Below are 23865 nucleotides of genomic sequence, written 5' to 3'. Positions count from 1 at the left end.
GATGGGGAACGATTTGGTCCAGAGGACGGAAGACATGGCAGACGACGGCAGCCCGGTGAATGGCGCGCGCAGCAAAGGCAATGCGGCGATGCTCGACACGGCTTTCCTATATGGCGGTTCGGCCCAGTGGCTCGAGCAGATGCAGGCAGCTTATTCGCGCGACCCTTCGTCGGTGCCGGAAAGCTGGCAGGCTTTCTTTGAAGAGCTTGACGACAATCCAAACAATTCTGCGCTGAACGCCGCCGGCGCCAGCTGGAAACGCGCCGACTGGCCGTTGCAGAAGAAGGGTGACGAAGTCGCCGCCTTTGACGGTAACTGGACCGGGCTCGATCCGCGTATCGAGAAGAAGATCAAGGCCGACAAGCCAACCGCGTCGGAAGCCGACATCGCCCAGTCGGTCAAGGATTCCATCCGCGCGATCATGATGATCCGCGCCTACCGGATGCGTGGCCACCTGGCCGCCAAGCTCGATCCGCTCGGTCTTGAGGATTTCGGCGCGCAGCCGGAACTGAACCCCGAGACCTATGGCTTCACCGAAGCCGACATGGAACGCCGCATCTTCATCGATTTCTATCTCGGCCTCGAATACGCGACCGTGCGCGAGATGCTCGACATCCTGCGCCGCACCTATTGCTCGACGCTCGGCATCGAGTTCATGCACATTTCAGATCCGGCCGAGAAATCCTGGCTGCAGGAACGTATCGAAGGCCCGGACAAGGGCGTTGCCTTCACGACCGAAGGCAAGAAAGCGATCCTCGCGAAGCTGATCGAGGCGGAAACATTCGAGCGCTTCCTGCACAAGCGCTATCCCGGCACCAAGCGTTTCGGCCTTGATGGCGGTGAAGCGGCTGTCCCGGCGCTGGAACAGATTATCAAGCGCGGCGGCGCCCTCGGTGTCGAGGAAATCGTTGTCGGCATGCCCCACCGGGGCCGCCTCAACATGCTGGCGGCCGTCATGGGCAAGCCTTACGAGCAGATCTTCTTCGAATTCCAGGGCGGCAACACGCAAGGCGCCGACCAGTTCGGCTCCGGCGACGTGAAATACCACCTCGGTGCCTCGTCAGATCGCACCTTCGACGACAATCATGTTCACCTGTCGATGAACGCCAACCCGTCTCACCTTGAAGCGGTCGACCCGGTCGTGCTCGGCAAGTCGCGCTCCAAGCAGGAAATGCTTCACCGTGAAACCGGCGAGCTGGTGCGCACGAAAGTGCTGCCATTGCTGCTGCACGGCGACGCCGCCTTTGCGGGGCAGGGCGTTGTGGCTGAATGCTTCGCTTTGTCGGGCCTCTCGGGCTACCGCACGGGCGGCACGATCCACTTCATCGTCAACAACCAGATCGGCTTCACGACCAGCCCGATGTATTCGCGCTCGTCGCCTTATCCGTCGGATGTTGCGCTGATGGTTCAGGCACCGATCTTCCACGTCAATGGCGACGACCCTGAGGCCGTCACCTATGCAGCCAAGGTTGCGACCGAGTTCCGGCAGAAATTTGCCAAGGACGTGGTTATCGACATGTTCTGCTACCGCCGCTTCGGGCACAACGAGGGCGACGAGCCCATGTTCACCCAACCGGTCATGTATAACGAGATCAAGGGCCACCCCTCGACCCGCGAAATCTACGGCCAGCGCCTCGTCAGCGAAGGTATCCTGACAGCCGAGGAGCTCGACAAGCAGGTCAGCGATTTCGAGAACTATCTCGATGCCGAGTTCGAGAAGAGCAAGAAATTCCAGGCCAAGAAAGCCGACTGGCTGGACGGCGAATGGAAAGGCCTTGGCCTGCCGGAAGACGATGAGCGTCGCGGCAAGACCGGCGTTTCCAAGAAGCGCCTGCAGGAACTCGGCAAGACGCTGACGACCGTTCCGGACGATATCGAGATCCACAAGACGCTGACCCGCGTCATCGAAGGTCGTGCCACGGCGATTTCCAAAGGCGAGGGCCTCGACTGGGCAACCGCCGAGCATCTCGCCTTCGGCACGCTGCTGGAAGAGGGCTTCCCGGTCCGCCTGTCGGGCCAGGACGTTGGCCGCGGCACGTTCTCGCAACGCCACAGCCATTTCGTCGACCAGACGTCGGGCGAGCGCTACACGCCGCTGAACCATATCAGCGACAAGCAGGCCCATTATGAAGTCATCGACTCGCTTCTCTCCGAGGAAGCGGTGCTTGGCTATGAATATGGCTATTCGCTGGCCGACCCGAACACGCTGACCCTGTGGGAAGCCCAGTTCGGCGACTTCGCGAACGGCGCGCAGGTCTTCTTCGACCAGTTCATCTCGTCGGCCGAGCGCAAATGGCTGCGCATGTCGGGCCTCGTCTGCCTTCTGCCGCATGGCTATGAAGGGCAGGGGCCGGAGCACTCTTCCGCCCGCCTCGAGCGCTTCCTGCAGATGTGCGCGGAAGACAATATGCAGGTGTGCAACCTGACGACCCCGGCGAACTATTTCCACGCCATCCGTCGCCAGATTCACCGCGACTTCCGCAAGCCGCTGATCATCATGACACCGAAATCGCTGCTGCGTCACAAGCTGGCGACATCAGCGCTGGATGACATGACGACGAAGTCCTCGTTCCACCGCATCCTGTGGGACGATGCCGAGACGCCGGGCCGCGAAGGCAAGGTGAAGCTGGCCAAGGACAACAAGATCCGCCGCGTCGTGATGTGTTCGGGCAAGGTCTATTACGACCTGTTCGAAGCCCGCGAGGAAGCCGGTATGGACGATGTCTACCTGATGCGGATCGAACAGTTCTATCCGGTGCCACGCCGCTCGATCATGACCGAGCTGAAGCGTTTCCCCGGCGCCGAACTGGTCTGGTGCCAGGAAGAGCCACGCAACATGGGCGGCTGGACCTTCATCCGTGACGAGATTGAATGGTGCGCCGGCCAGATCGGTTCGAAGAACCCGCGTCCGCGCTATGCCGGTCGTCCGCCTTCGGCCGCGACCGCGACGGGCCTCATGTCCAAGCACAAGGCCGAAATGGCCGCCTTCATCAACGCGGCCCTCGGCCCCGATCCGGTCGACGACAAGATCGTCGCCATCTGATCGCCCTTTCCAGATATTCCAATACGGACCTTAAAACATGACCGACATTACAGTCCCTACACTCGGCGAGAGCGTCACCGAAGCCACCGTCGGCCAATGGCTCAAATCGGCCGGTGACAGCGTCAAGCGCGACGACGTGCTCGTCGAACTGGAAACCGACAAGGTTTCCGTCGAAGTCTCCGCCCCCGAAGACGGCGTCCTCTCCGACATCGTCGCGAAAGAGGGTGACACGGTGGAAATCGGCGCACTGCTCGGCCGCGTGAATGCCGGTGGCAGCGCGGGCAAGGCTGCCCCTGCCAAGGCCGAGGCTTCTGCGCCCGCCAAGGACTCCAAGCCCGCTGCCAAGGAAGAGGCGGCCCCTGCAGCGTCCGGCGGCAAGATGACCGATGTCGTCGTGCCTGCCATGGGCGAAAGCGTCGCCGAGGGCACGCTCTCGACCTTCCTGAAAAAGGTCGGCGACAGCGTCAAGAAAGACGAGACGATTGCCGAGATCGAGACCGACAAGGTCGCGCTCGAAGTGCCGTCGCCTGCTGATGGCGTCATCGCCGAACTCGTCGCCAGCGAAGGCGACGGCGTAACGCCCGGCTCCGTCATCGCGCGCATCAGCGCGGGAGGTGCCGCTTCCGCACCCTCTGCCAGCCCGGCTTCCCCGCCGCCGCCAGCTGCCAGGGCCGCCACCGAAGGCGCGCCCGTGTCGCCATCCGTGCGCCGCATCTCGACCGAAGCCGGTGTGGACCCGTCTAACATCCCGGGCTCCGGCCGCGATGGCCGCGCCACCAAGGCCGATGCCTTGGACTATGTGAACAATGCCGCGTCGAAGGCCTCATCCTCCAATGCCGTGACCGAATCCCACGCACCACGCGACATTGGTCCCCGCGAAGAGCGTGTCCGCATGACCCGCCTGCGCCAGACCATCGCCCGCCGCCTGAAAGAGGCCCAGGACAGCGCCGCCATGCTGACCACGTTCAATGACGTGGACATGGGCGCCATCATGGACCTGCGGAAGAAGCATCAGGACAGCTTCGTCGCCAAGCACGGCATCAAGCTCGGCTTCATGAGCTTCTTCGTGAAGGCCTGCGTCAACGCGCTGAAGGAAGTCCCGGCCGTCAATGCCGAGATCGACGGCACCGACATCATCTACAAGAACTATTACGACATCGGCGTTGCCGTCGGCACCGACAAGGGCCTCGTTGTGCCGGTCGTGCGCGACAGCGATGACCTCTCGCTAGCCGGTATCGAGAAATACATTGCCGACCTCGGCAAGCGCGCCCGTGACGGCGATCTCACGATCGGCGACATGCAGGGCGGCACGTTCACCATCTCGAATGGCGGCATCTATGGCTCGCTGATGTCGACACCGATCCTGAACCCCCCGCAGTCCGGCGTGCTCGGCATGCACCGTATCGAGAACCGCCCGGTTGCGATCAATGGCCAGGTCGTGATCCGTCCGATGATGTATCTTGCGCTCAGCTACGACCACCGCATTGTTGACGGCAAGGAAGCGGTCACCTTCCTCGTTCGCGTCAAGGAAGCGCTGGAAGATCCGGAACGCATGCTGCTGGAAGTCTAGTCCCTGATGGTCAGCCTGTTCGACGCCATCGGCATTGTTGGCGTCGTTCTGACCCTTCTGGCCTACCTGCTGCTGCAGGCGGAGCGAATTGAATCGCGCTCGCGGCTCTATTCGGCGCTGAACCTGTTCGGTTCGGTCGCGATCCTCGTGTCGCTCGCTTTCGACTTCAATCTCTCGGCGGCCCTCATGGAGGGCTGCTGGGCCCTGATCAGCCTTTACGGGCTGGTCAAGGCCGTGCTGTCCTTCCGGCGCGCCCCGCCGGTCTAGGCATCTAGAAGGGAAGGGGCTGCAGGTCCGGCGCCACCCATTCCCGCCGCGCGGCCACCGAGAACAGGACCGGCTTCGACCAATAGGTCAGCAGCCAGTCGGGCTTGCCGAATTCGCCCGCCATCAGATCCTTCAGCACAAAGTGGAGCGGCGTGTCAGCCGCAGCTTTGGTCAGTGACAGGCGCGCCGCCCGCAGCGAGGCCTGCGTGATGGTCTCATGATAGCCTTCCGTGTCGGAATTTATCCCGCCTACGGATTCATTATAGGCGCGGATCATGCCCGGCATGTCGCGCTGCGCGGCCTCGAAGTCGGCGCGGACCAGCCAAAGCGCGGCCGCGAAATGCCCAGCATGGGTCCATTCCGCCTTGGGCAGGGTGCGGTCGACAAGGCCGCGGGCGATGCGTTCAATCTCGGTATCGGATGTAAAGGTCATTTTCAGTGTCCATTCTGAGGCCGGCAGGGTCCCGGAAAAACAAAAGCCCCGCCGGCGGTGGCGAGGCTTGTGGGTCCGGGGCTGGTCCTGCTGGGGTTCAGTCAGGGGCCCTTTCGGCATGCACACGCCCGCTCCGCCCGGAAATCCGGACCTGTTGTTGCTGCTGGAGAGTGTTCATCGTGTGCATATCGTCCGCTTACCAAGGGTTGCAGATGATTTCAAGCATGGGCGGATCAGGTCTTCGCTGTCAGCCAGGTGCGCATCAGAAGTGTTTGCACCAGAGGGGAGGGGCGCTCGAATCCGTTCTGTGCAATCAGCGCTTCGACGGCAGCGGGGGTGTGGACCGCGAAATCGCGCCCGAAGCCTGCGCGGTAATTGTCGAGTCCTTCCGCGTCTGCGCCCGTCTCCCGCAGCATCTGTTCCCATGTCGCATAGAGCCGTCCGCTGGCCTTGTCGGTCATGTCGGCGGCAAGGTCGGCATTGACCAGCAGGGCGCCGGGTTTCAGGCGCGCGGCAATCTCCGCGAAGAAGGCGCCCCGCGACGCATCGGTCTGCAGGAAATGTGAGACGAGCAGGCTCGTGGCGGCATCATGCAGGGGCGCGCCGCCAAGGCTTTCTATATAGCCGACATGGATCGTGCAGCGGTCAAGAATTCCTGCAGCCTCAGCCTTCTTCCGGAACACGTCCAGCATGGCCCCGGCCGGGTCCACAGCCGTGAAGTGCCAGCCGGGATGGCGGGCTGCGAGCGCGATGATTTCCGATCCCGTTCCGGCACCGACGACAAGGATATTGGCGTCATCCGGCAGGGACGCGAATGCAAGGTCTGTGACGAGATGGATCACATCGCGGAATGGTTCTGCGCGAGCGAATTTGGTGTCATATTTTTCGGCGTGCGCCTTGTCGAACATGAGGGTGGGATCGAGTTGGGACATGGAATCTCCGGGTAAGGGCAAGGAAATGTAACATAGTTACATTTCTGTCCTGCGCAATGCCCGCGATTGCCTGTCGCACCTGTCTCCCTTGCCGCCCGTGCCATCCCCATGTAACGGGCAGCACTTAGCCAGACGGGGCAAAGCCCATGACGACCTATACATCCGACCAGCGCCATCATACGGCCGAGACGAGCGAGACCATGGAACAGGTCCGCTACGAGATCGACCGGATCGACCGCCTGCTTGTGGAAATCCTGGCTGAGCGCCAGTCCTTCATGGACGCTGCCGCCCGTATCAAGGGTGACCGCAAGATCGTACATGACCGTCCCCGCATTGAGGATGTCGTGACCAAGGTGCTGGCTGCCAGTGCCGAGGCAGGCCTGTCACCGGCCATCGCGGAGCCTGTCTGGCGCACGCTGATCGACCGCTGCATCGCTTATGAATTCGGCAGCTATGACGCCCGTTTCGGCCCCGGCGACGCCAGTTCGTAAGCGGCCCTCGCGACCGCCTCCAGCGTGTCGCCCAAGATGTCCTTCACATCCCCCAGCATGACGGCGGCGGCCGTGCGACTGGGCGTGGCCTCGCCCCGCCCGAGGCGCTCGGCCTTTTCGCAGATGGAGGCAAGACGCAAGGCACCAATGCCCAGGCTGGCGCCCTTGAGCGTATGGGCGGCATCGGCCCATTGCGAGGCATCCGCCATGGGGTCGAGCAGGCGCGACCATATCTCCGCCTGATGCCTGAAAATCTCGATCACTTCGACCGCCAGTGACTGGTCGCCGCCTGTCATGGCGCTCAGATGGTCCCGGTCAAGCAGGGCAAGCGGGGCAGGGGCAGTATCGGTCATGGGCAGACTCCGGAAGCGCTCTCGCACTCTCTCACGATCATCTTTCCTCAAAGGTTAACGCAATCCGTCGGTCTGTTCACGAACCCTTACGAAGATTTATCGATTGGCGGAAAAGCCCTTTCGCTGTATGATAGAGCCTTCATCCGGGGCCTGAGAGTCGCCCCACGTTTATGGGGACTATCATGATCGGCATCGCTGTGTTCATCCGGAACCTTGTCCTTGCAGGCATTTTGGCCTGGCTGGGGCTCGAATTCGCGCCATCAGAGCCTGATGAAAGCGCCGAGACATCGCAGGCAGAGCCTGTTGTTGTCAGTATGCTGGGTTAGGGCGGCGGCCTGCCGGGCCCCGAAAAAGCCTGTATTCCGGCCTCGCCGCAGGCTTATTGTCGCGGTATAGTTCCAACATGACGGATACGCCTTCAGCTCGCCCGTCCGGCCGGGATCTCCTGGCCAGGCAAGAGGCGTCGGAAAACTTCGAGTACGCCCGGCATGGTGGCGGCTGGATGGTCGTCACGGGATTCCTCATAGGTGTGCTCTGGTTCGTCGCTGTTGCGGCAGGCGTGCTCGGCTTTGTCGGCCTTGATGCCCTGCTGGCCCAGCCACCGGCCATTCTACTTGCTGGTGGCCTCGCCGCGCTCATTCCGGGCATGATCATCATCATGGCCGGCTTCATGGCGCGCACCAATCGCCGCGCCTCTGCCTCCAATGCCCTCGTGATGGAAGCGGCCATTCGTCTGCTCTCGCCCGCGCGTGAGGCCGGTACTGAAGGCATCACGATTGCCGAGCAGATGAAACAGTCTGCCTCCGAGGTCGACCGCGCCATGGCGCACGCGATCTCGGCGATGAAGGCCATGTCCGGCGAGATTGGCGACGAGCGGATGCGGCTGGAATCAGTGGCCTATGCCAGCGCCGACAATGCACGCGACCTTGCCCAGCGTCTTGCGTCCGAGCGGACGGCGCTTGAGGGCCTCGCCCGTGACTTGCGGGCGCAGATCGAATCCATGAACGAAGCGATCCCGCGTCAGGCCCAGCAGATGGTCAATGCGGCCCGCATGGCCGGTGATGAAGTCGCCCGCGCCGATGAAGCGCTCGACGCGCGCCTGCATGGCATGACGGTCGCTGGCGAGTCGCTCGCCGCCAAGCTGATCGATCTGGACGGCCTCGCCCGCGATGCCTCTGTTCGCACCGAAACGCTCACATTCGCCGTCAGCCGCGTTGAAGAGAAACTTGAACAGTCCCGCAAGCTCGTCGACGCCGCCGTGAGGGCAGGGGAGATCGCCGCTGCCGCCGCCTCGACCACCGGCGACGCGTTGAAGGATGCTGTGTCCTCGGCGCTTGATGGTGCCCGCTTTGCCAATCGCGAGATCAACCAGTCGACCCGCGCCGCGGCTGAGGAAGCCGCCAGCGCGCTCGCCCGCCTGCGTGAAGCCGGCGAGCAGGCTGCCGTCGCCGTCCGCGCCGCCGGCAATGCGGCACGCGCCGAGACGGACATGATGAACCGGCGCCTCGGGGCGACGTCATCGGCGCCGAGTTTGCCTGCAACGCCCGCAAAAGCCCCCGAAACGGTCCGGGAATGGTCCGAGACGCCCCCCGCCGCGACCGCAAGCCCACCCGTCAAGCCACCCGCTGCGCCCCCTGAACCCCCGCGCATGAACGGCCACGCAAATGGCAATGGCGCTGTCAACGGCTATACGAATGGCCACGCGCATCCTGCTGCAGACTCTTTCGGCCCGGCCGCCCCACTGCCATCGCGTTCGGCTCCGACACGGGCAGCGCCGCGTCCGAGCATGGAAGACGAACTCTTCGACGCCGCCGCAGACCTGCTGGCCTCTGCCAGCCTCGGTGCAGACGTGGAGAAGGAAAAAGACAAGGATATCAAGGCACCTGAGGCGCCCGTGCACGATGCTGGCCCGGCCGACTCCAATCCGCCAATGTTGCGTCGCCGCTTCGATGACAACGAACCAGCCAAGCCGGCGACACCTGCGCGGCGGGCAACAGATGTGCCTGGCGCGCAAGCCAGTAGCGGCGCGCTCGTGCCATCTCCCGGCCGGTCATTGCAGTCGAGCAGCGACATGGGCTGGCGAGACATCATTTCCGATATGAGCCGCGATGAACCTGCTGCGACGCCGACAGATCGCGAAGAAATTGCCGACGAAATGATCCAGCGCCTGCAGACCTCCGGCATCCTGTTGCCGGAAGCCTTCCGTCCGAAGGCCAAGCGCAAGATTGCCGAAGCGGCCCGCCAGGGCGATCGGGAGCGTCGCGCCGCAATCATGGATAATGCCGGGCGTCAGGTGGAGCGCGTGACCCAGCGCCTGCGCAGTGACCGGGACCTGCTACAGCTCGCCCGCGAGTTCATCTCGCTGGAAGAGGAAGACGCGCTCAACGCACTCGAACAGACGCAGAAGACCAGCCGCAATGCGAGCCCGCGCCTTGCTGCCTACCTGCTGCTGGATGCTGCTGCAGGCGCCAACGCCTCCTAGACGCCGACGATCTCGCCCTTGGTGGCTTCGGTCTTCACCCATTTCATGAAGTCACGCACGTCTGGCGACAAGTGGCGCCCTTTGGGCCAGACCAGCCAATAGCCGAAATCGATCAGCGTTGACCCGTCTGCGAAGGGGGCGACAAGTCGGCCTGAGGCCAGATCTGCTGCGGCAATTGCCTGCTTGGCCAGCGCAACGCCGCGACCGGCAGCGGCGGATTCGATGACGAGAATGGCCTGGTTGAAACGCGGCCCGCGTGCGCCGTCGACGCCTTCGACGCGGCGTGCGCGCAGCCAGCTCGCCCAGTCAGGACAGGACGGATCGTTCTCGCTGCTTTCATCATGCAGGAGTGTGTGGTGACGCAGGTCTTCCGGACGGCGGATCGCATCAGGGCCTTCCAGCAGGGAAGGGGAGCAGACCGGCAGAACGGTCTCGTCGAGCAGCTTTTCTGATTTCAGGCCGTCATAATTGCCCCGTCCATAGCGTATGGCGAAATCGGCATCGGCCATGGTGAAGTCGGTAAGGCCCATGTCGGCCGAGATCCACGCCTCGGTATCGGGGTGTTCACGGTGGAAACCGTCGAGTTTGGGGGCCAGCCACTTGGCCGCAAAGCTGGGTGCGCAGGAGACCATGACGCGTCCCTTGCGGGCAGGCGCCTGCATGATGCGTCCGGCTTCGGATATGCGCTCAAATGCTTCGCGCACCAGCGGCAGGCTGGCCTGCGCGGCATCCGTCAGCAAGACGGAACGGCCCGTACGCTTGAAAAGCGGCGTTCCGGCATAGTCTTCCAGCTGCCGAATCTGTTGTGAAATCGCCCCTGGCGTGACATTGAGTTCGTCGGCCGCCTGTGTGAATGACAGGCGTCTGGCGGCCGCTTCAAAGGCGCGCAGGGCGTTCAGGGGCGGTAGTCGGTCGTTTGGATCGGACATGAATAGTAACTCTAAAGGCTCGCTGTAGGGGTTCACGGTTGCGCCTGAGCCGTCAATAGCCAATTTGACCTTTGATCGATCAGCAATACTAAACAAGAGTGGCCTTCGCATGCGCCAGTTTCCGGCCTTCTTCAACCTTGATAATGCATCCGTTGTTGTTTTCGGAGGCGGGGAAGAAGCCCGTCGCAAGGTTCGCCTTCTGGCTGCGACACCGGCCCGAATTACCGTCATTGTCTCGAAAATTGACGCCGGTTTCGCAGAGGAATTCGCGGGCCGCATCACGATCGCGCCGCCGGAACATGCCGGACCGGCGCTGGATGTGGCGCGCTTTGCCATTGTCGCGAACCGTCTCGATGCCAATGCGGAAAAGGCGATCACCATGGCGCGGCAGTACGGTGTGCCGCTGAACGTGGTCGACCATCCGGAACTTTGCGATTTCACCGTTCCCTCGATCATTGACCGGGGCGATGTGGTCGCCGCGATCGGCACCAACGGGTCGGCGCCTGTCCTCGCCAAGTCCATTCGCGAGAAACTCGAAGCGCTGCTGCCGAAACGTATCGGCGACCTGGCCGCGCTTGCCAGCCGTTTGCGCCCGGATGTGAAAGCCGCGATCACCGACAGCAAGGCGCGCCGTCGGTTCTGGGAAACCGCGCTGACCGGCCCAACGGCAGACCTCGCCTATGCCGGCGATCTTGAGGGCGCCGAAGCCGCCATGCGCGCGCAATTGCAGTCAGGCGCAGCGGCCGAAGGCATCGTGCATATTGTGGGAGCAGGACCCGGCGACCCTGAACTGATGACATTGAAAGCGCTGCGCCTGATCCAGGAAGCCGACATTGTTTATTATGACCGTCTCGTCAGCGACGAAATTCTCTCCCTCATTCGCCGCGACGCCGACCGCGTGCCGGTCGGCAAGTCCAAGGGCGACCATTCGGTGCCGCAGGAAACGATCCACGAGCTGCTGATCGCCTCGGCGCAGGAGGGCAAGCGCGTCGTGCGCCTCAAGGGCGGCGACCCGTTCATCTTTGGCCGGGGCGGGGAAGAGCTGGAAGCGGTACGCGCGGCGGGTGTCGCGGCCACGGTCGTTCCCGGTATCTCCTCGGCGCTTGGCTGCGCTGCGGCTGCAGGTCTGCCGCTGACCCATCGCGACCATGCGCAAAGCCTTACGTTTGTGACTGGCCACGCCCGGGCAGGCGGCGTGCCGGATCTTGACTGGGTCTCGCTTGCCCGGCCTGCGCAGACAGTTGTCGTGTTCATGGGTGTCGGTACATCGGCGACGATTGCGGAGAAGATCATCGCGGCGGGGCGTGCCCCATCGACCCCTGTTGCGGTCATCGAGAATGGCACGCGCGACAATGAAATCCGTGTGTTCGGCACGCTCGCTGAACTCCCCCACCTCATCCAGCGCGCCGGCATCAAGGGCCCCGCGCTGCTCGTCATCGGCGAAGTGGCTGGCCTGCCTGCAGAAGCCATTGCCCAAGCCTTCAAGGAACATGTCGCATGAGCTCCGTTCGCCCCAAGCTGAAGCCCGAAACGCCAAAATCCATCACCGCGTGGGAGACCGCCACTGGTCGCACTGTCTGGCTGAAGGCCGATGGAGGCTGGACAACTGACACCGCGCAGATCGCAGCCTTTACGGGCGAAGAGGCCGAGGAACGCCTCGCCGCCGCTGCGAAGCAGGAAGCGATCATCACCGATCCCTATTTCATGGAAGTCACCGAGACCGGCGGCATTACTGGCCGGGAAACCCTGCGCGAATCCATCCGCGCCAACGGCCCGACCGTAGCCTATGGAGACAAGGCATGATCCGCATCTTTGGCGATTCCATTTCGGGCAACTGCCTGAAAGTGAAATGGGTGGCGACGCAGCTGTCTCTTCCGCATGAATGGATCGAGATCGACATTCTCAAGGGCGAGAGCCGGACGGATGAATTCCTCGCGCTGAACCCGTTTGGCCAGGTCCCGGTCGTTCAGTTCGACAATGGCCGTACACTGGCCCAGTCCAACGCCATCATCCTGCATCTTGCCGAGGGCTCTGACCTGATCCCGGCCGACGCGTTCGAGCGGGCCAAGATGTTCGAGTGGATGTTCTGGGAGCAGTATTCCCACGAGCCGACGATTGCCGTGCGCCGTTTCCAGAAGCTCTACCTGAAAAAGTCAGACGACGAGATCGATGCGGACTTGATGGCCAAGGGCCGCCGTGCGCTTGGCCGGATGGAAATGGCGCTCATCTCCAGCGACTGGATCGCCGGGGGAGAGGCCCTGACGCTCGCCGACATTTCCCTGCTCGCCTATACGCGCCTCGCGCACGAAGGCGGCTTTGACCTGAACGAATTTCCTGCCGTGCACGCCTGGGTCGCCCGCTGCGAGCTAGAACTCGGCCTGCCACACCTTCACGAGGTCACCCATGTATAGATATGACGAATTCGACGCGCAGATCGTCAAGGAACGCGTCGCCCAGTTCCGCGGGCAGGTCGAGCGCCGCCTGTCGGGCGAATTGCTGGAAGACGAGTTCAAGCCGCTGCGCCTGCAGAACGGCGTCTATCTCCAGCTCCACGCTTACATGTTGCGCGTGGCCATTCCCTATGGCCAGCTGAGCGCACGCCAGATGCGCATGCTGGCGCGCATCGCCCGTGAGTATGACCGCAATTACGGCCACTTCACCACACGCCAGAACATCCAGTTCAACTGGGTGGCCCTGAAGGATATTCCGGACGTGCTGGCCCTGCTGGCCGAGGTCGAGATGCACGCCATCCAGACCAGCGGCAACTGTATCCGCAATACGACGTCGGACCATTATGCCGGCGCCGCGCGCGACGAGATCATGGACCCGCGCCCCTGGTGCGAGATCATCCGCCAATGGTCGACCTTCCATCCGGAATTCGCCTTCCTGCCACGCAAGTTCAAGATCGCCGTCACCGGCGCCGCGCATGATCGCGCGGCGATCCGCGTACATGACATTGGCCTTCACATGCGTGAGCGTGATGGCCTGCGCGGCTTTGAAGTGCATGTCGGCGGGGGGCAGGGGCGTACGCCGCACATTGCTGCGCTGGTCAACGAGTTCGTGCCGGAAGACCGGTTGCTCGATTATCTCGAAGCGATCATGCGCGTCTACAACCTGCACGGTCGCCGGGACAACAAGTACAAGGCACGCATCAAGATCCTCGTGAATGAACTTGGCGAGGAAGAGTTCACGCGGCAGGTTGAAGCGGAATTTGCCGCTCAGCGCAGCCATGAGAAGATCGACCTGCCGCAGGCAGAGATCGACCGTATACACGCCTATTTCGCGCCGCCTGAGCTGGCGACGAAGCCTGACACGTCGGACGCGTTCGAGGCGGCCAAGGCGAGCGATAAGGTCTTCGCCCGCTGGGCGCGCACGAACCTGCATCCGCACGTCACGCCGGGCTACACGTCCGTCACGGTCAGCCTGAAGCCGATTGGTGGCCTCGCTGGCGATGCGACCGACGCGCAGATGGAGATCATCGCGAATCTGGCCGAGACCTATGGCCAGGACGATATTCGCGTCAGCCACGCGCAGAATATTATCCTCGCGCATGTTGCCTTGGACGACCTGCCAGCTCTGCATGCAGAGCTGGACGCGGCGGGCCTTGCGACGCCGAACGAGAGCCTGATCACCGACCTGATCGTCTGCCCGGGCCTCGACTATTGCAACCTCGCCAATGCCCGTTCGATTCCAGTTGGGCAGGCCGTGCAACAGGTGTTTGCTGATCCTGACTATCAGGAAGATATCGGCCGCCTGCACATCAATATCTCAGGCTGTATCAATGCCTGCGGACACCACCATGTTGGCCATATCGGCATCCTCGGCGTCGACAAGAAGGGTGAGGAATTCTATCAGATCACCTTTGGCGGCCGCGCCGACGAGAAGGCCGCGATTGGCGATATCGCCGGCCCCGGCCTCAAATCCGAAGACGTTCCCGGCGCCCTCAAGCGCGTTGTAGACCGCTACCGCGAGCTGCGCAGCGGCAAGGACGAGCTGTTTATCGACACACTGGGCCGCATCGGCCATGACCCATTCAAGGAAGCCCTCTATGCCGCTGATTAAGAATGGCGCCGAAATCGACGATATCTGGGCCTATGTTGACGGTGAAGCAGAGCTATCCGAAGGCGGTTGCTTCACGGTTCCGCTGGCACGTTTCCTTGCTGAGGCCTCGACCCTGGCTGAGCGTAATACGCAGGTCGGCGTGCGCCTTGCGCCTGATGACGATGCGGCGCTTCTGGAGCCATACCTGCAGCAAATACAGCTAATCGAGATCGCTTTCCCGAAATATACGGACGGCCGCGGCTTCAGCCAGGCCCAGCTCCTGCGCCGCCGCTTTGGCTATGAAGGCGAGCTGCGCGCGGTGGGCCACGTCCTGCGGGATCAGTTATTCTATATGAACCGTTCAGGCATCGATGCTTACGAGACATCCCGTGCTGCCCTATCTGAAGTGGTAGACGCATTGAAGGAATATTCCGAAGTCTACCAGCCCGCTGCGGGCGGTCGGGTGCCGGTGTTCCGCAAGAGACACGGAAACTAGAGCCACATGCCTTATGGTGACATCATCGCTCGGAACGCTGAAGCGCCCGAGATCCGCCTGGAACGTCTTAATACCGAGCTGCGCGATGCGTCAGCACAGACGGTCCTGCGCGTTGCGATGGTGCGTGAGTGGCCTGAGAGCCTGACCTACGTGTCGAGCTTTGGTGCCGAAAGCGTCGCCATGCTGGCCCTGATTGCCGATGTCGACCCTTCGCTGCCGATCGTGTTCCTCGATACCGGCATGCATTTTCCGCAAACGCTTGATCACCGCGATGAAGTGATTGAACGGCTCGGCCTGACTGGCGTGCGTTCGATCCCGCCGTCGGAGACAGAGCGCAAGGTGCTCGACCCGAAGAACGATCTCTGGAAAACCGATACCGATGCCTGCTGCGCCCTGCGCAAGGTGCGCCCGCTGGAGCCGGCCCTTGAAGGCTTCTCCGCCTGGATCACGGGCCGCAAGCGCTTCCATGGCGGTGCCCGCATGTCGCTGCCGGTCTTCGAATTCGCGAATGGCCGCTACAAGGTGAACCCGCTGGCTAACTGGACGCCGGAAGATGTCGAGCTGATGATCAAGCAGCGTAATCTGCCGCGTCATCCGCTGGTCTCGCAGGGCTATCCATCGATTGGCTGCTGGCCGTGCACCAAGCCTGTTGCTGAAGGCGAAGACGTACGCGCCGGTCGCTGGGCGGGTCAGGCCAAGACTGAGTGCGGCCTGCATGTTGACAAGAACGAGCGCCCTCGGGTGTTCTAAACCAACACTACGGGTGGGGCGTCACACCACGCATTCCCGCAGCGCCCTCTCCGGTTTGGAGGGGGCGTTTTCTTTTCAGGCTCTGGCGGCGAAAACGTGCGCCAAGGCGACAGCCCCGGCCGTTGCCACGTTAATGCTGTCAAAGCCCCCCGACATGGGGATGCGCACCGGAACGGCTGATGCGATAAGATCGTCCGGCAGGCCCGGCCCCTCGGCGCCGAGCAGGACAGCGAGCTTGTCCGGCACGGGGAGGGAGGCGAGCGGCGCGGCATCGGCGCGCGGCGTCATCGCCCAGACCGTATAGCCGGCATCCCGCGCCGCCCGCATCATCTCCGCACCGCTGCCGCCATGGGCGAAGGGCAGCCACAGGGTCGATCCTGACGAGACGCGGATGGCCTTGCGATAAAGCGGGTCGCAGCATTGCGCGTCGAGCAGGACGGCATCGGCGCCAAACGCGGCCGCATTGCGGAAGCAGGCGCCGACATTGTCGTGATTGGACAGGTCGGACAGCATCAGCAAGGTTGTGGGGAGGGGGGATCGCTGCGCGACTTCGCTCAGGGCGAGGGCTGCATCTGCAGCCGTGTCGCCCTTCATGCCGCAGGCCAGAACGCCCCGGTGCATGGGGAAGCCCGCGACCGCATCCATCACGTCCTGCGGGGCGACATAGACTGGCACATTTGCGGGGACATGGGCCAGAATATCGGCCAGCGGCTCCAGCCGTGTTTCGCACAGGAAGAGGCTTTCGACAGCAAAGCGGCCACGACGTAGCAGCGTTTCGAGTGTGACTTTGCCTTCGACGATGAACCGCCCCCCATGGCCTGATGTCAGGTCCTTTTCGCGAATGGACGTGTAGGGCGCGACCCGAGGGTCGTTTGCAACCAGAATGCGTATTGCCTGATCAGGTAACATCTGGTTGGTTCTGTCCTGAAGACGGGAAAAGGGGGGGCGCTTGCATGACCGATACGGCTGGACCGAAGCCTTATGAGCAATCGCCGGCACCGCGCAAGTCCCGCAAGGTGTACTGGATCGTTGGCTCGCTCATCCTTGCAGCCATTGTGCTCGGCACATGCGTCAATGGTGGCATCAAGGCTTTCAAGGCGGTCAGTGCCCGCAGTGCCGCAACGGATGAGATTGTCAGGCAATTCATGGCTGACGGATTGCCGCCGGCCAGCGACCCGATTTACTCTCGCCGGATCGAGATTTCCCAGAAAGCTGTCGACGATACCGACCGCTATATTCGCCAGTATGGCGCTGTCACTGAATTCTCGGCTCCGAATTGCACGATCAGGAGTGCCGCAAACACGGATGCGGCGAAATCAGGCACGTTCGCCGACTGTGCCATGTCTGTCGTATCGGAAAAATCGCCGGGCCGCGTCACGGTACAATGGGTGAGGGAAGAAGAGGCCTGGAAGATTATCGGCTTCAATGTGGCCTATAGCGACCAATCCGTGCTGCTCGACAAGGCTGAGCAGGCCGACAAGATGGTCCCAGAGGCGCCTCAAGCGGCAGCCGAAGCCCCAATGGACCCGGCTGCCGAAGAGTAAGCTTAATTTGCCACGGCGCCTGCGGCTGTCGGCATGCCCTGTTCCTTGGCCATGCGCTTCATGGCCTTTTGCAGTTTCTCGAACGCCCGCACCTCGATCTGCCGGATGCGCTCACGGCTGACATTGTACGTTTCCGAGAGTTCTTCGAGCGTCTTTGGCTCCTCAGACAGGCGGCGCTCGGTGAGGATGTGCCGCTCGCGCTCGTTGAGGTCTTGCATGGCATTGCCGAGCAGGTCCATGCGGGCGTCATATTCCTGACGATCCGCGAAATTCTCGGCCTGGCCCTGGTCATCATCGGCCAGCCAGTCCTGCCATTCCATGTCGCCATCAGTGCCCATGGGTACGTTCAGCGAGGCATCGGAGCCTGACATACGGCCGTTCATCGAGAAGACTTCCGCCTCAGTGACGTTCAGTTTTTCGGCGATCAGGCGCGCCTGTTCAGGGCGAAGGTCGCCTTCGTCGAGGGCTTTCATCTCGCCTTTCAGGCGGCGCAGGTTGAAGAACAGCTTCTTCTGGGCGGCCGTCGTGCCGAGTTTCACGAGGCTCCACGAGCGCAGGATATATTCCTGGATCGCAGCGCGGATCCACCACATGGCATAGGTCGCCAGGCGGAAGCCTTTTTCGGGGTCGAATTTCTTCACCGCCTGCATGAGGCCGACATTGCCTTCCGAAATCACTTCAGCCATTGGCAAGCCATAACCGCGATAGCCCATCGCGATCTTCGCCACGAGGCGAAGGTGGGAGGTCACCATCTTTTCGGCGGCTTCCGTGTCATCATTCTCGAGCCACTTGCGGGCGAGCATGAATTCTTCGTTCTTCTCGAGCATCGGGAACTTGCGGATTTCGCTGAGATACCGGCTGAGGCCCTGTTCGGGGCTGAGGGCGACCGAACTACGTGCAGAAACTGGGTTGGCCATTATAAATCCTCCTTTTGGAACCTATCCCGCACCTGCAGCAATGGTTCCCGTTTAGGTGTTCCGAGTGTGTTCTTAGCCCCGCTTTGCGGCGACGTATTCCCCGGAAATGCGCATGTATGTCATCGCGCTGCAGCATAAATAGGAAATACGGCCTTCCTGTGAAGGTGGCGTGGGCAAAAAAATGCCCCGCTCCGGGGGGGAAGAGCGGGGCAGTTACGGGGTTTGTTGGTTAACGTACCGGAACTCTATGCCCGACTTGGTTCCAACCTCGTCACCGCTGCCTTGAGCGCATCAAGACGCGTGTCGAACTGCTTTTCCTTGCTCCCGGGCAGGCCGGTGGCGAATTGATGCAGCACTTGTCCGACAGACTCGTTCAAGCCGGTGACATAAACCTGCTTGCCGGAGTCTGCTGCGTCCTCGACGATGGTTTCTACGGCCCTGACCGCCGAGACATCGATGAAAGGGACACGGGAAAAGTCGAGAATGATGATCTCCACTTTGTCACTCGCCTTGCTGCGGACATGGTGGCCGAGGTCAGCCGCCGCACCAAAGCTGAGTGGTCCGCCAAAGTCGAACATCATTACCCGGCCGCCTGAGCGTGACAGGATCTGCGTCTCTTCTTCGGTGGAGAGGCGTGGTTCGTCTTCCTGAACGGCTTTGATCTGATCATCGGCAAGGTTCTTGATGAAGGCGAGCGCTGCGAGCACCACGCCAACTGCCACAGCCGTGATCAGGTCGACGAACACGGTGAGCCCAAGCACGAGCACCATGAGGCCCAAGTCCCAGCGAGGCCCTTTATGGGCGCGCTTCAGGTAGGAGAAGTCGATCGTATCGACACCGACCTTTACCAGGATACCGGCCAAAACCGCATGCGGAATCTTCGCGGCAAGCGGGCCAAGGCTTATGACGATCGCCAGCAGCACGAGGGCGTGTGTCATGCCGGAGATGCGCGTGCGGCCACCGGACCGGATGTTGATCACAGTGCGCATGGTTGCGCCGGCGCCGGGAATGGCACCGAAGAAGCCGCCAAGGGCGTTACCGATGCCCTGACCGATCAGTTCCTTGTTCGACTGGTGACGCGTGCGGGTCATGTTGTCTGCGACAAGTGACGTCAGCAAGCTGTCGATTGAGCCGAGCACGGCGAGAATGAAGGCCGCCTTGATGACGATGAGGGCGGAGTCCACATTGACGGCCGGCAGTACGAAGCTTGGGAAGCCCGTCGGGATGTCACCGAGGAGCGGAGCACCCGGGATGGCGATGCTGACCAGCGTGCCGATCACGAGCGCGGCCAACGGGCCGGGCACATAGGCGGCAAACTTCTTCGGCCAGCTGAACACGATGCCAAGCGTCAGAAGGGCAATCCCGACGGCAATGAAGTTAGGGTCCATCAGCGCGCCGGGCACGGCCGTGAAGGCCGGAATCGTGCCCCCGCCATCCGGTTCATGACCGAAGAGACGGGCAAGCTGGAGGGCGATGATGATTACACCGATACCGCTCATGAAGCCTGAGATGACCGGGTAGGGCACCAGTTTCACATATTGGCCGAAGCGCATGAAGCCGAGCAGGATCTGCATGAGGCCCGCAAGGATAACGGCGCCAAAGACGAGTGCAGGGTTGCCGCCGAGCGCGGCATAGAGACCGGCAAAGACGACGACCATGGGGCCGGTCGGGCCTGAGACTTGGGATCCGGTGCCGCCAAACAAGGCAGCAAAGAAGCCAACAAAAATGGCGCCCCAGAGGCCGGCAATGGGGCCGGCGCCTGAGGCTTCACCGAAGGCGAGCGCGAGGGGAAGGGCGACGATGCCGGCGGTCAAGCCGCCGAACAGGTCACCCTTCAGATTCGAAAGGTCAAAATAGGGCGCGCCTTTCGGCTGCGCCCCTGTCTGGGGTGTTGTCATAGACTTTTTCCGTTGTCTGGGGGTCAGGCCGCGCAGTCGTGATCGCCGGCAAGTTCGGCAATCTGGCTGGCATAATGCGCATCTACCCGGATGAATGTGTTTTGGTTGGCGTCGAAGGCGGACACGTCGCCTGTGCGGATGTCGTAGACCCATCCGTGCAGTTCGAGATCGCCCTTGGCGAGGCGACGCGCGACGCTTGGATGCGTACGCAGGTGCTGCAGCTGGACGAGAACGTTCTGCTCGATAAGCATCTGCATCCGGTCTTCCGGTGTGCCGTTCGGAGCCAGCTCGTCGACGATATCGACTGCTGACTTGGAATAGGCCAGCCATTTGCGAACATGGTCCAGCCCTTCAAGGCCATCCGGGTGCATCGCGCCATTCATGGCACCGCAGCCAGTATGTCCGCACACGACGATATGCGGCACTCTCAGAACTGCTACTGCATACTCGATGGCCGCTGTCATGCCGCCGGTATGCTCGGTATGTGGTGGAACGATATTCCCGGCATTGCGCGCGTGGAACAATTGACCGGGTTCGGTTTGGGTAATCATTGCCGTTTCGATACGGCTGTCGGAGCAGGTGATGAACAGTGCTTCGGGCGACTGGCCCTGGCTAAGTTCTTCAAACAGGTCCTGTTTACCGGGATAAACGTTATTCTGGAAGCGGACGACGCCCGCAGCAAAGCGTGGCATGCGAAACTCCTTTTCGATGCGTGGGAGGAAAGCTGGATAGGATGTCAGGTATGACGCGGTGGGCGTCTCAGGTATCGCGCGGCGGATCCACAGCTGAGCGGGTTACCTCGCTGTAGCAGCGGCAAGCACTTCGGCTTTTAAGGTCTGTCGCTGGCACTAAAGGGACGCTCCGGTTCGTTCGCACAGTCGGTATTTCGGGGCTTCCAATACATAGTTCCAATACGAAAACACTCTTGTTTCGATAGTCAAAGTCTATCAAAGTGTCGGCTTCAACCAAAGGAAACCCTGATGCGTCCTACGTTGCGGCAATTACAGTATATCGTCGCCGTGGCCGAGACCGGAAAATTCCACGAGGCGGCGAAAACCCTCAACGTCTCTCAGCCCAGCCTGTCGGCCCAGATCGCTGCGGCCGAGGCGCAACTGGGCGCCGTGCTGATCGAACGCGGGCGCAATGGCGCGATCATGACGCCCACGGGAGAGGAAGTGGTTAGGCGCGCACGCGTAATCCTCACACAGCTGGAAGACCTGAAGACCGTTGCCCGGCAAACCGAAGGGCGTGTCGCCGGCCGCTACCGTCTCGGCACGGTGCCGACAATCGGGCCCTACCTGCTGCCGAGCGCTGTGAAGGAACTCCACCGCCTGTTCTCGGACCTGCGCATGAGCGTCCGTGAGGAGCGCACGATCGACCTGGAGGAGAAGCTCAATGACGGCCGCCTCGACATGATCATCTCGACGCCGGAAGACCATGTGAATAGCGAAAGCATGTCGCTGTTCCAGGAGACACTTTTCATATGTGCCGCGTCCGATGATGAGCTCTCGCAAGGCGAAGGTCCGGTTGATATCAGTGCCTTGCAGGGCAGGGAATTGCTCAGCCTTGGTTTCGGTCACCGGCTCAGCGTCGTGATCCAGATGCTCGCCGATGCAGCGGGCGCGCATGTCAGTACGGAATATGAAGGTACGTCGCTGGACGCTGTGAGGCAGATGTCAGCCATGGGGGCCGGCGTTGCCATCCTGCCCAATCTTTACGCCGTCGTTGAAGCGCAGCGTGACCCCGGCCAGGTCGTGCGGCCGCTGCGCCATCTGCTGGCGACCCGTGATGTCAGCCTGATCTGGCGCACAGGCTCGCCGCTAGGCCGGGATATTGAAGCGCTTGGCCTTGTCTTCCGCGATGTGGCGATGGATATTCTTGAGTCAGAGGCGCTACGGCCTGCAGGCCGGCCGGTCAGACGTCGGTGACCTGTTTATGTGCCTCGGCGAAATATTCGGTTGAGCGCATCTCGTGGAGGCGGCTGGCGGTACGCTGGAATTCGAAACTGCCATCGCCGGACGGATAAAGCGCATCCGGTTCGGCGGCGGCACTCGCCACGAGTTTCACCTTCGCTTCATAGAGCTCGTCGATCAGCATCACGAAGCGAGCGGCTTCGTTGCGGTTCTCAGGCGAGAGCAGGGGGATGCCTTCAAGGAACACCGCGTGAAAATGGGCGCCGATCGTATGATAGTCGCGGGCACCGAGCGGGCGGGCGCACAATTCTTCAAAGGTGAAGCGGGCCGTGCCCGCTGCCTCGCGCGACACTTCCAGCTTTCGGCCTTTGACCTTGAGCGTGCAGTGCTGCGGCGTTGCGCCAAGCGTCAGCCGGTGCCACGCCTTGTCCAGCGCAGCGTCTGCCTCGGGCCCAAGTGGTGCGTACCAGACGGGCGCCTCGCTCAGGCGGTCGAGGCGATAATCCCGGTCGGAGCTCAACTCGAACACGTCGCAATTGGCCTTCAGGATATCCACGAAGGGCAGGAAGAGGGGACGGTTGATGCCATCGGTATAGAGGTCGTCGGGGTGGCGGTTGGAGGTTGCCACGACGGTGACGCCCTCGTCGAAAAGGGCTTCGAACAGGCGCGACAGGATCATCGCGTCGGCGATCTGCGTCACCTGGAATTCGTCGAAGCAAAGCAGGCTCGCGCCTGAGGCGATGCGGTTCGCGGCTGGCGCGATCGGGTCGTCGCCCGCTCCCTTGACGCGCCATTCGGATCGCTTGCGTTCGCTTGCGTCCAGCTTGCGCCACTCGCCAAGCATGTCGTGCACGCTGCCCATGAATTCGTGGAAGTGAACCCGGCGCTTGGAGGTGACAGGGGCCGCCTCGAAGAAGAGGTCCATCAGCATGGATTTACCGCGCCCGACGCCGCCCCACATGTAGAGACCATGGACGGGCGCGGGCTTGGAGAACCAGCCGCCTTTACCCTTATTGGCCAGTCGACGGGCGAGGTCATCAAGGCGCGCGGCAGCCTTGGCCTGCGCGCTATCAGCATCAATCAGGCCTTCGGCGATCCGCGCCTCGTAGCGGTCCAGTACCGAGATCATGCTGTCATCAGCCAATGCGGTGCGCCACTTGTTCGACCAGTTCCCGCCAGGCAGCCGGACGCAGCAGCATTGCGATGACGAGTCCGGTCAGCGCGCCGCCGAGGTGGGCGCCGTGCGCCACCATGGTCTGGTCGCGCTGGGAGAGGATGAAACTGATCACGATGAAACCCACGCCAAAAACGATGGCCCACATGGGGATAGCGAAGAAGAGGTAGAGCATCGCAAAGGGATAGAAGAGGCAAAAGCCCGTGATCACGCCCGATGTTGCGCCCGAGGCGCCGACGGCGCGGTAGTTCGGCTGGTTATGCTTGTCGGCATATTCCCAGACATTCCCGCCCAGCATGGAAGCCGCGTACAGGATCAGGAAGCCGCCGGAGCCTACATAGGCTTCGAGGATCTTCCCGAACGTGTAGAGCACGTACATGTTGATGAAGAGGTGCATGCCATTGACGTGCAGGAAGGCCGACGTGACGAAGCGGAACCATTCCTCGCCTTCCCGGATCGGCTTGATCCAGAAACAATACCGGTCGAACAAGTCGCGATTGTTGAACGCCAGGACGCTGGCGATCACATTCAGGGCGATCAGCACAAGTGTGGTAGGGTAGACGAGCAGGGCGTCCATGGCGTTCTGATCCATCAAATGGGCAAAGCCGCCCGAAGGGTTAACCCGGGCGGCT

24 protein-coding genes are annotated in these 23865 nt (G+C 62.1%); 14 read left to right on the top strand and 10 right to left on the bottom strand.

Translation table 11 applies throughout. The features are described 5' to 3' along the window. Positions 1-34 precede the first annotated feature (34 nt). The 3 genes from HOC_RS01300 to HOC_RS01290 are packed head-to-tail and all read left to right on the top strand — an operon-like array spanning position 35 to position 4880. Complete coding sequence (locus HOC_RS01300) at positions 35-3043, top strand: 2-oxoglutarate dehydrogenase E1 component (protein WP_035534996.1); 3009 nt, start codon at positions 35-37, stop codon at positions 3041-3043. 37 nt (positions 3044-3080) lie between these two features. Continuing rightward, complete coding sequence (odhB, locus tag HOC_RS01295; RefSeq protein WP_035534993.1) at positions 3081-4613, top strand: 2-oxoglutarate dehydrogenase complex dihydrolipoyllysine-residue succinyltransferase; 1533 nt, start codon at positions 3081-3083, stop codon at positions 4611-4613. Between the two features lie 6 nt (positions 4614-4619). After that, positions 4620-4880, top strand: a complete 261-nt coding sequence (locus HOC_RS01290; RefSeq protein ID WP_035534989.1) for a CBU_0592 family membrane protein — start codon at positions 4620-4622, stop codon at positions 4878-4880. 4 nt (positions 4881-4884) lie between these two features. Here HOC_RS01290 and HOC_RS01285 read toward each other — a convergent pair whose 3' ends face one another. After that, complete coding sequence (locus HOC_RS01285; RefSeq protein ID WP_035534987.1) at positions 4885-5313, bottom strand: hypothetical protein; 429 nt, start codon at positions 5311-5313, stop codon at positions 4885-4887. A 233-nt stretch (positions 5314-5546) separates the two neighbouring features. Then, positions 5547-6245 (bottom strand): class I SAM-dependent methyltransferase, encoded by a 699-nt coding sequence (locus HOC_RS01280; protein WP_035534983.1) that lies wholly within the window; start codon positions 6243-6245, stop codon positions 5547-5549. A 146-nt stretch (positions 6246-6391) separates the two neighbouring features. Between HOC_RS01280 and HOC_RS01275 the strand changes: the two genes are divergently transcribed. Next, complete coding sequence (locus HOC_RS01275) at positions 6392-6736, top strand: chorismate mutase (protein ID WP_035534980.1); 345 nt, start codon at positions 6392-6394, stop codon at positions 6734-6736. Here HOC_RS01275 and HOC_RS01270 read toward each other — a convergent pair. After that, positions 6697-7089 (bottom strand): Hpt domain-containing protein, encoded by a 393-nt coding sequence (locus HOC_RS01270; protein ID WP_035534977.1) that lies wholly within the window; start codon positions 7087-7089, stop codon positions 6697-6699. The genes HOC_RS01275 and HOC_RS01270 overlap by 40 nt on opposite strands. Positions 7090-7271: 182 nt before the next feature. Here HOC_RS01270 and HOC_RS22065 point away from each other — a divergent pair, with 182 nt between their 5' ends. Together HOC_RS22065 and HOC_RS01265 are read left to right on the top strand one after the other, a co-directional pair. Further along, complete coding sequence (locus HOC_RS22065; RefSeq protein WP_156950333.1) at positions 7272-7415, top strand: hypothetical protein; 144 nt, start codon at positions 7272-7274, stop codon at positions 7413-7415. A gap of 77 nt (positions 7416-7492) precedes the next feature. Then, entirely contained in the window at positions 7493-9571 is a 2079-nt protein-coding gene (locus tag HOC_RS01265; RefSeq protein WP_156950332.1) for a phage holin family protein, read from the top strand. Here HOC_RS01265 and gcvA read toward each other — a convergent pair. Next, positions 9568-10500: a transcriptional regulator GcvA gene (gene gcvA, locus HOC_RS01260; RefSeq protein ID WP_035534970.1), complete on the bottom strand. Its 933-nt coding sequence runs from the start codon at positions 10498-10500 to the stop codon at positions 9568-9570. The genes HOC_RS01265 and gcvA overlap by 4 nt on opposite strands. 109 nt (positions 10501-10609) lie before the next feature. Here gcvA and cysG point away from each other — a divergent pair, with 109 nt between their 5' ends. Genes cysG through HOC_RS01230 form a run of 6 tightly spaced genes read left to right on the top strand, consistent with a single transcriptional unit; the run spans position 10610 to position 15787 of the window. Beyond that, a complete protein-coding gene (cysG, locus tag HOC_RS01255) occupies positions 10610-12001 on the top strand; it encodes a siroheme synthase CysG (protein ID WP_035534966.1) in 1392 nt (463 codons plus the stop codon). Further along, on the top strand, positions 11998-12303 hold the full coding sequence (locus tag HOC_RS01250) for a DUF2849 domain-containing protein (RefSeq protein WP_035534965.1): 306 nt from the start codon (positions 11998-12000) through the stop codon (positions 12301-12303). Before cysG ends, HOC_RS01250 begins: the two co-directional genes overlap by 4 nt. Next, entirely contained in the window at positions 12300-12911 is a 612-nt protein-coding gene (locus tag HOC_RS01245; protein ID WP_156950331.1) for a glutathione S-transferase family protein, read from the top strand. The genes HOC_RS01250 and HOC_RS01245 overlap by 4 nt, the downstream gene beginning before the upstream one ends. Further along, positions 12904-14562, top strand: a complete 1659-nt coding sequence (locus HOC_RS01240; protein WP_035534963.1) for a nitrite/sulfite reductase — start codon at positions 12904-12906, stop codon at positions 14560-14562. Before HOC_RS01245 ends, HOC_RS01240 begins: the two co-directional genes overlap by 8 nt. Continuing rightward, positions 14549-15037 carry a DUF934 domain-containing protein gene (locus HOC_RS01235; RefSeq protein WP_035534961.1) on the top strand — a complete coding sequence of 163 codons (489 nt, stop codon included), beginning with the start codon at positions 14549-14551 and terminating at the stop codon, positions 15035-15037. Before HOC_RS01240 ends, HOC_RS01235 begins: the two co-directional genes overlap by 14 nt. 6 nt (positions 15038-15043) lie before the next feature. Beyond that, entirely contained in the window at positions 15044-15787 is a 744-nt protein-coding gene (locus HOC_RS01230; protein ID WP_051624401.1) for a phosphoadenylyl-sulfate reductase, read from the top strand. 75 nt (positions 15788-15862) lie between these two features. Here the strand turns inward: HOC_RS01230 and HOC_RS01225 are convergent, their stop codons facing one another. After that, entirely contained in the window at positions 15863-16696 is an 834-nt protein-coding gene (locus HOC_RS01225; protein ID WP_035534959.1) for a TrmH family RNA methyltransferase, read from the bottom strand. A 44-nt stretch (positions 16697-16740) separates the two neighbouring features. Here HOC_RS01225 and HOC_RS01220 point away from each other — a divergent pair, with 44 nt between their 5' ends. Then, entirely contained in the window at positions 16741-17331 is a 591-nt protein-coding gene (locus tag HOC_RS01220; protein WP_035534956.1) for a hypothetical protein, read from the top strand. Positions 17332-17333: 2 nt separating this feature from the next. Here HOC_RS01220 and rpoH read toward each other — a convergent pair whose 3' ends face one another. From rpoH to HOC_RS01205, 3 genes are all read right to left on the bottom strand, one after another. Continuing rightward, positions 17334-18248 carry an RNA polymerase sigma factor RpoH gene (gene rpoH, locus HOC_RS01215; protein WP_035534953.1) on the bottom strand — a complete coding sequence of 305 codons (915 nt, stop codon included), beginning with the start codon at positions 18246-18248 and terminating at the stop codon, positions 17334-17336. 245 nt (positions 18249-18493) lie between these two features. Next, a complete protein-coding gene (locus tag HOC_RS01210) occupies positions 18494-20146 on the bottom strand; it encodes a SulP family inorganic anion transporter (RefSeq protein ID WP_051624400.1) in 1653 nt (550 codons plus the stop codon). A 23-nt stretch (positions 20147-20169) separates the two neighbouring features. Continuing rightward, the gene (locus HOC_RS01205; protein WP_035534950.1) at positions 20170-20838 is read right to left on the bottom strand and encodes a carbonic anhydrase; all 669 of its coding nucleotides are present in this window, start codon (positions 20836-20838) and stop codon (positions 20170-20172) included. Between the two features lie 288 nt (positions 20839-21126). Here HOC_RS01205 and HOC_RS01200 point away from each other — a divergent pair, with 288 nt between their 5' ends. Beyond that, positions 21127-22074: a hydrogen peroxide-inducible genes activator gene (locus HOC_RS01200; RefSeq protein WP_035534947.1), complete on the top strand. Its 948-nt coding sequence runs from the start codon at positions 21127-21129 to the stop codon at positions 22072-22074. Here the strand turns inward: HOC_RS01200 and zapE are convergent. After that, entirely contained in the window at positions 22061-23203 is a 1143-nt protein-coding gene (gene zapE / locus HOC_RS01195; protein WP_241766836.1) for a cell division protein ZapE, read from the bottom strand. The genes HOC_RS01200 and zapE overlap by 14 nt on opposite strands. Further along, positions 23196-23825 carry a rhomboid family intramembrane serine protease gene (locus HOC_RS01190; RefSeq protein WP_241766834.1) on the bottom strand — a complete coding sequence of 210 codons (630 nt, stop codon included), beginning with the start codon at positions 23823-23825 and terminating at the stop codon, positions 23196-23198. The genes zapE and HOC_RS01190 overlap by 8 nt, the downstream gene beginning before the upstream one ends. Between the last annotated feature and the right edge of the window lie 40 nt (positions 23826-23865).

It is taken from the genome of Hyphomonas oceanitis SCH89 (assembly GCF_000685295.1).
Classification (GTDB): domain Bacteria; phylum Pseudomonadota; class Alphaproteobacteria; order Caulobacterales; family Hyphomonadaceae; genus Hyphomonas; species Hyphomonas oceanitis.
Note: the sequence above shows the minus strand (reverse complement) of the source record. Positions and strands in the feature narration are given on the sequence as shown.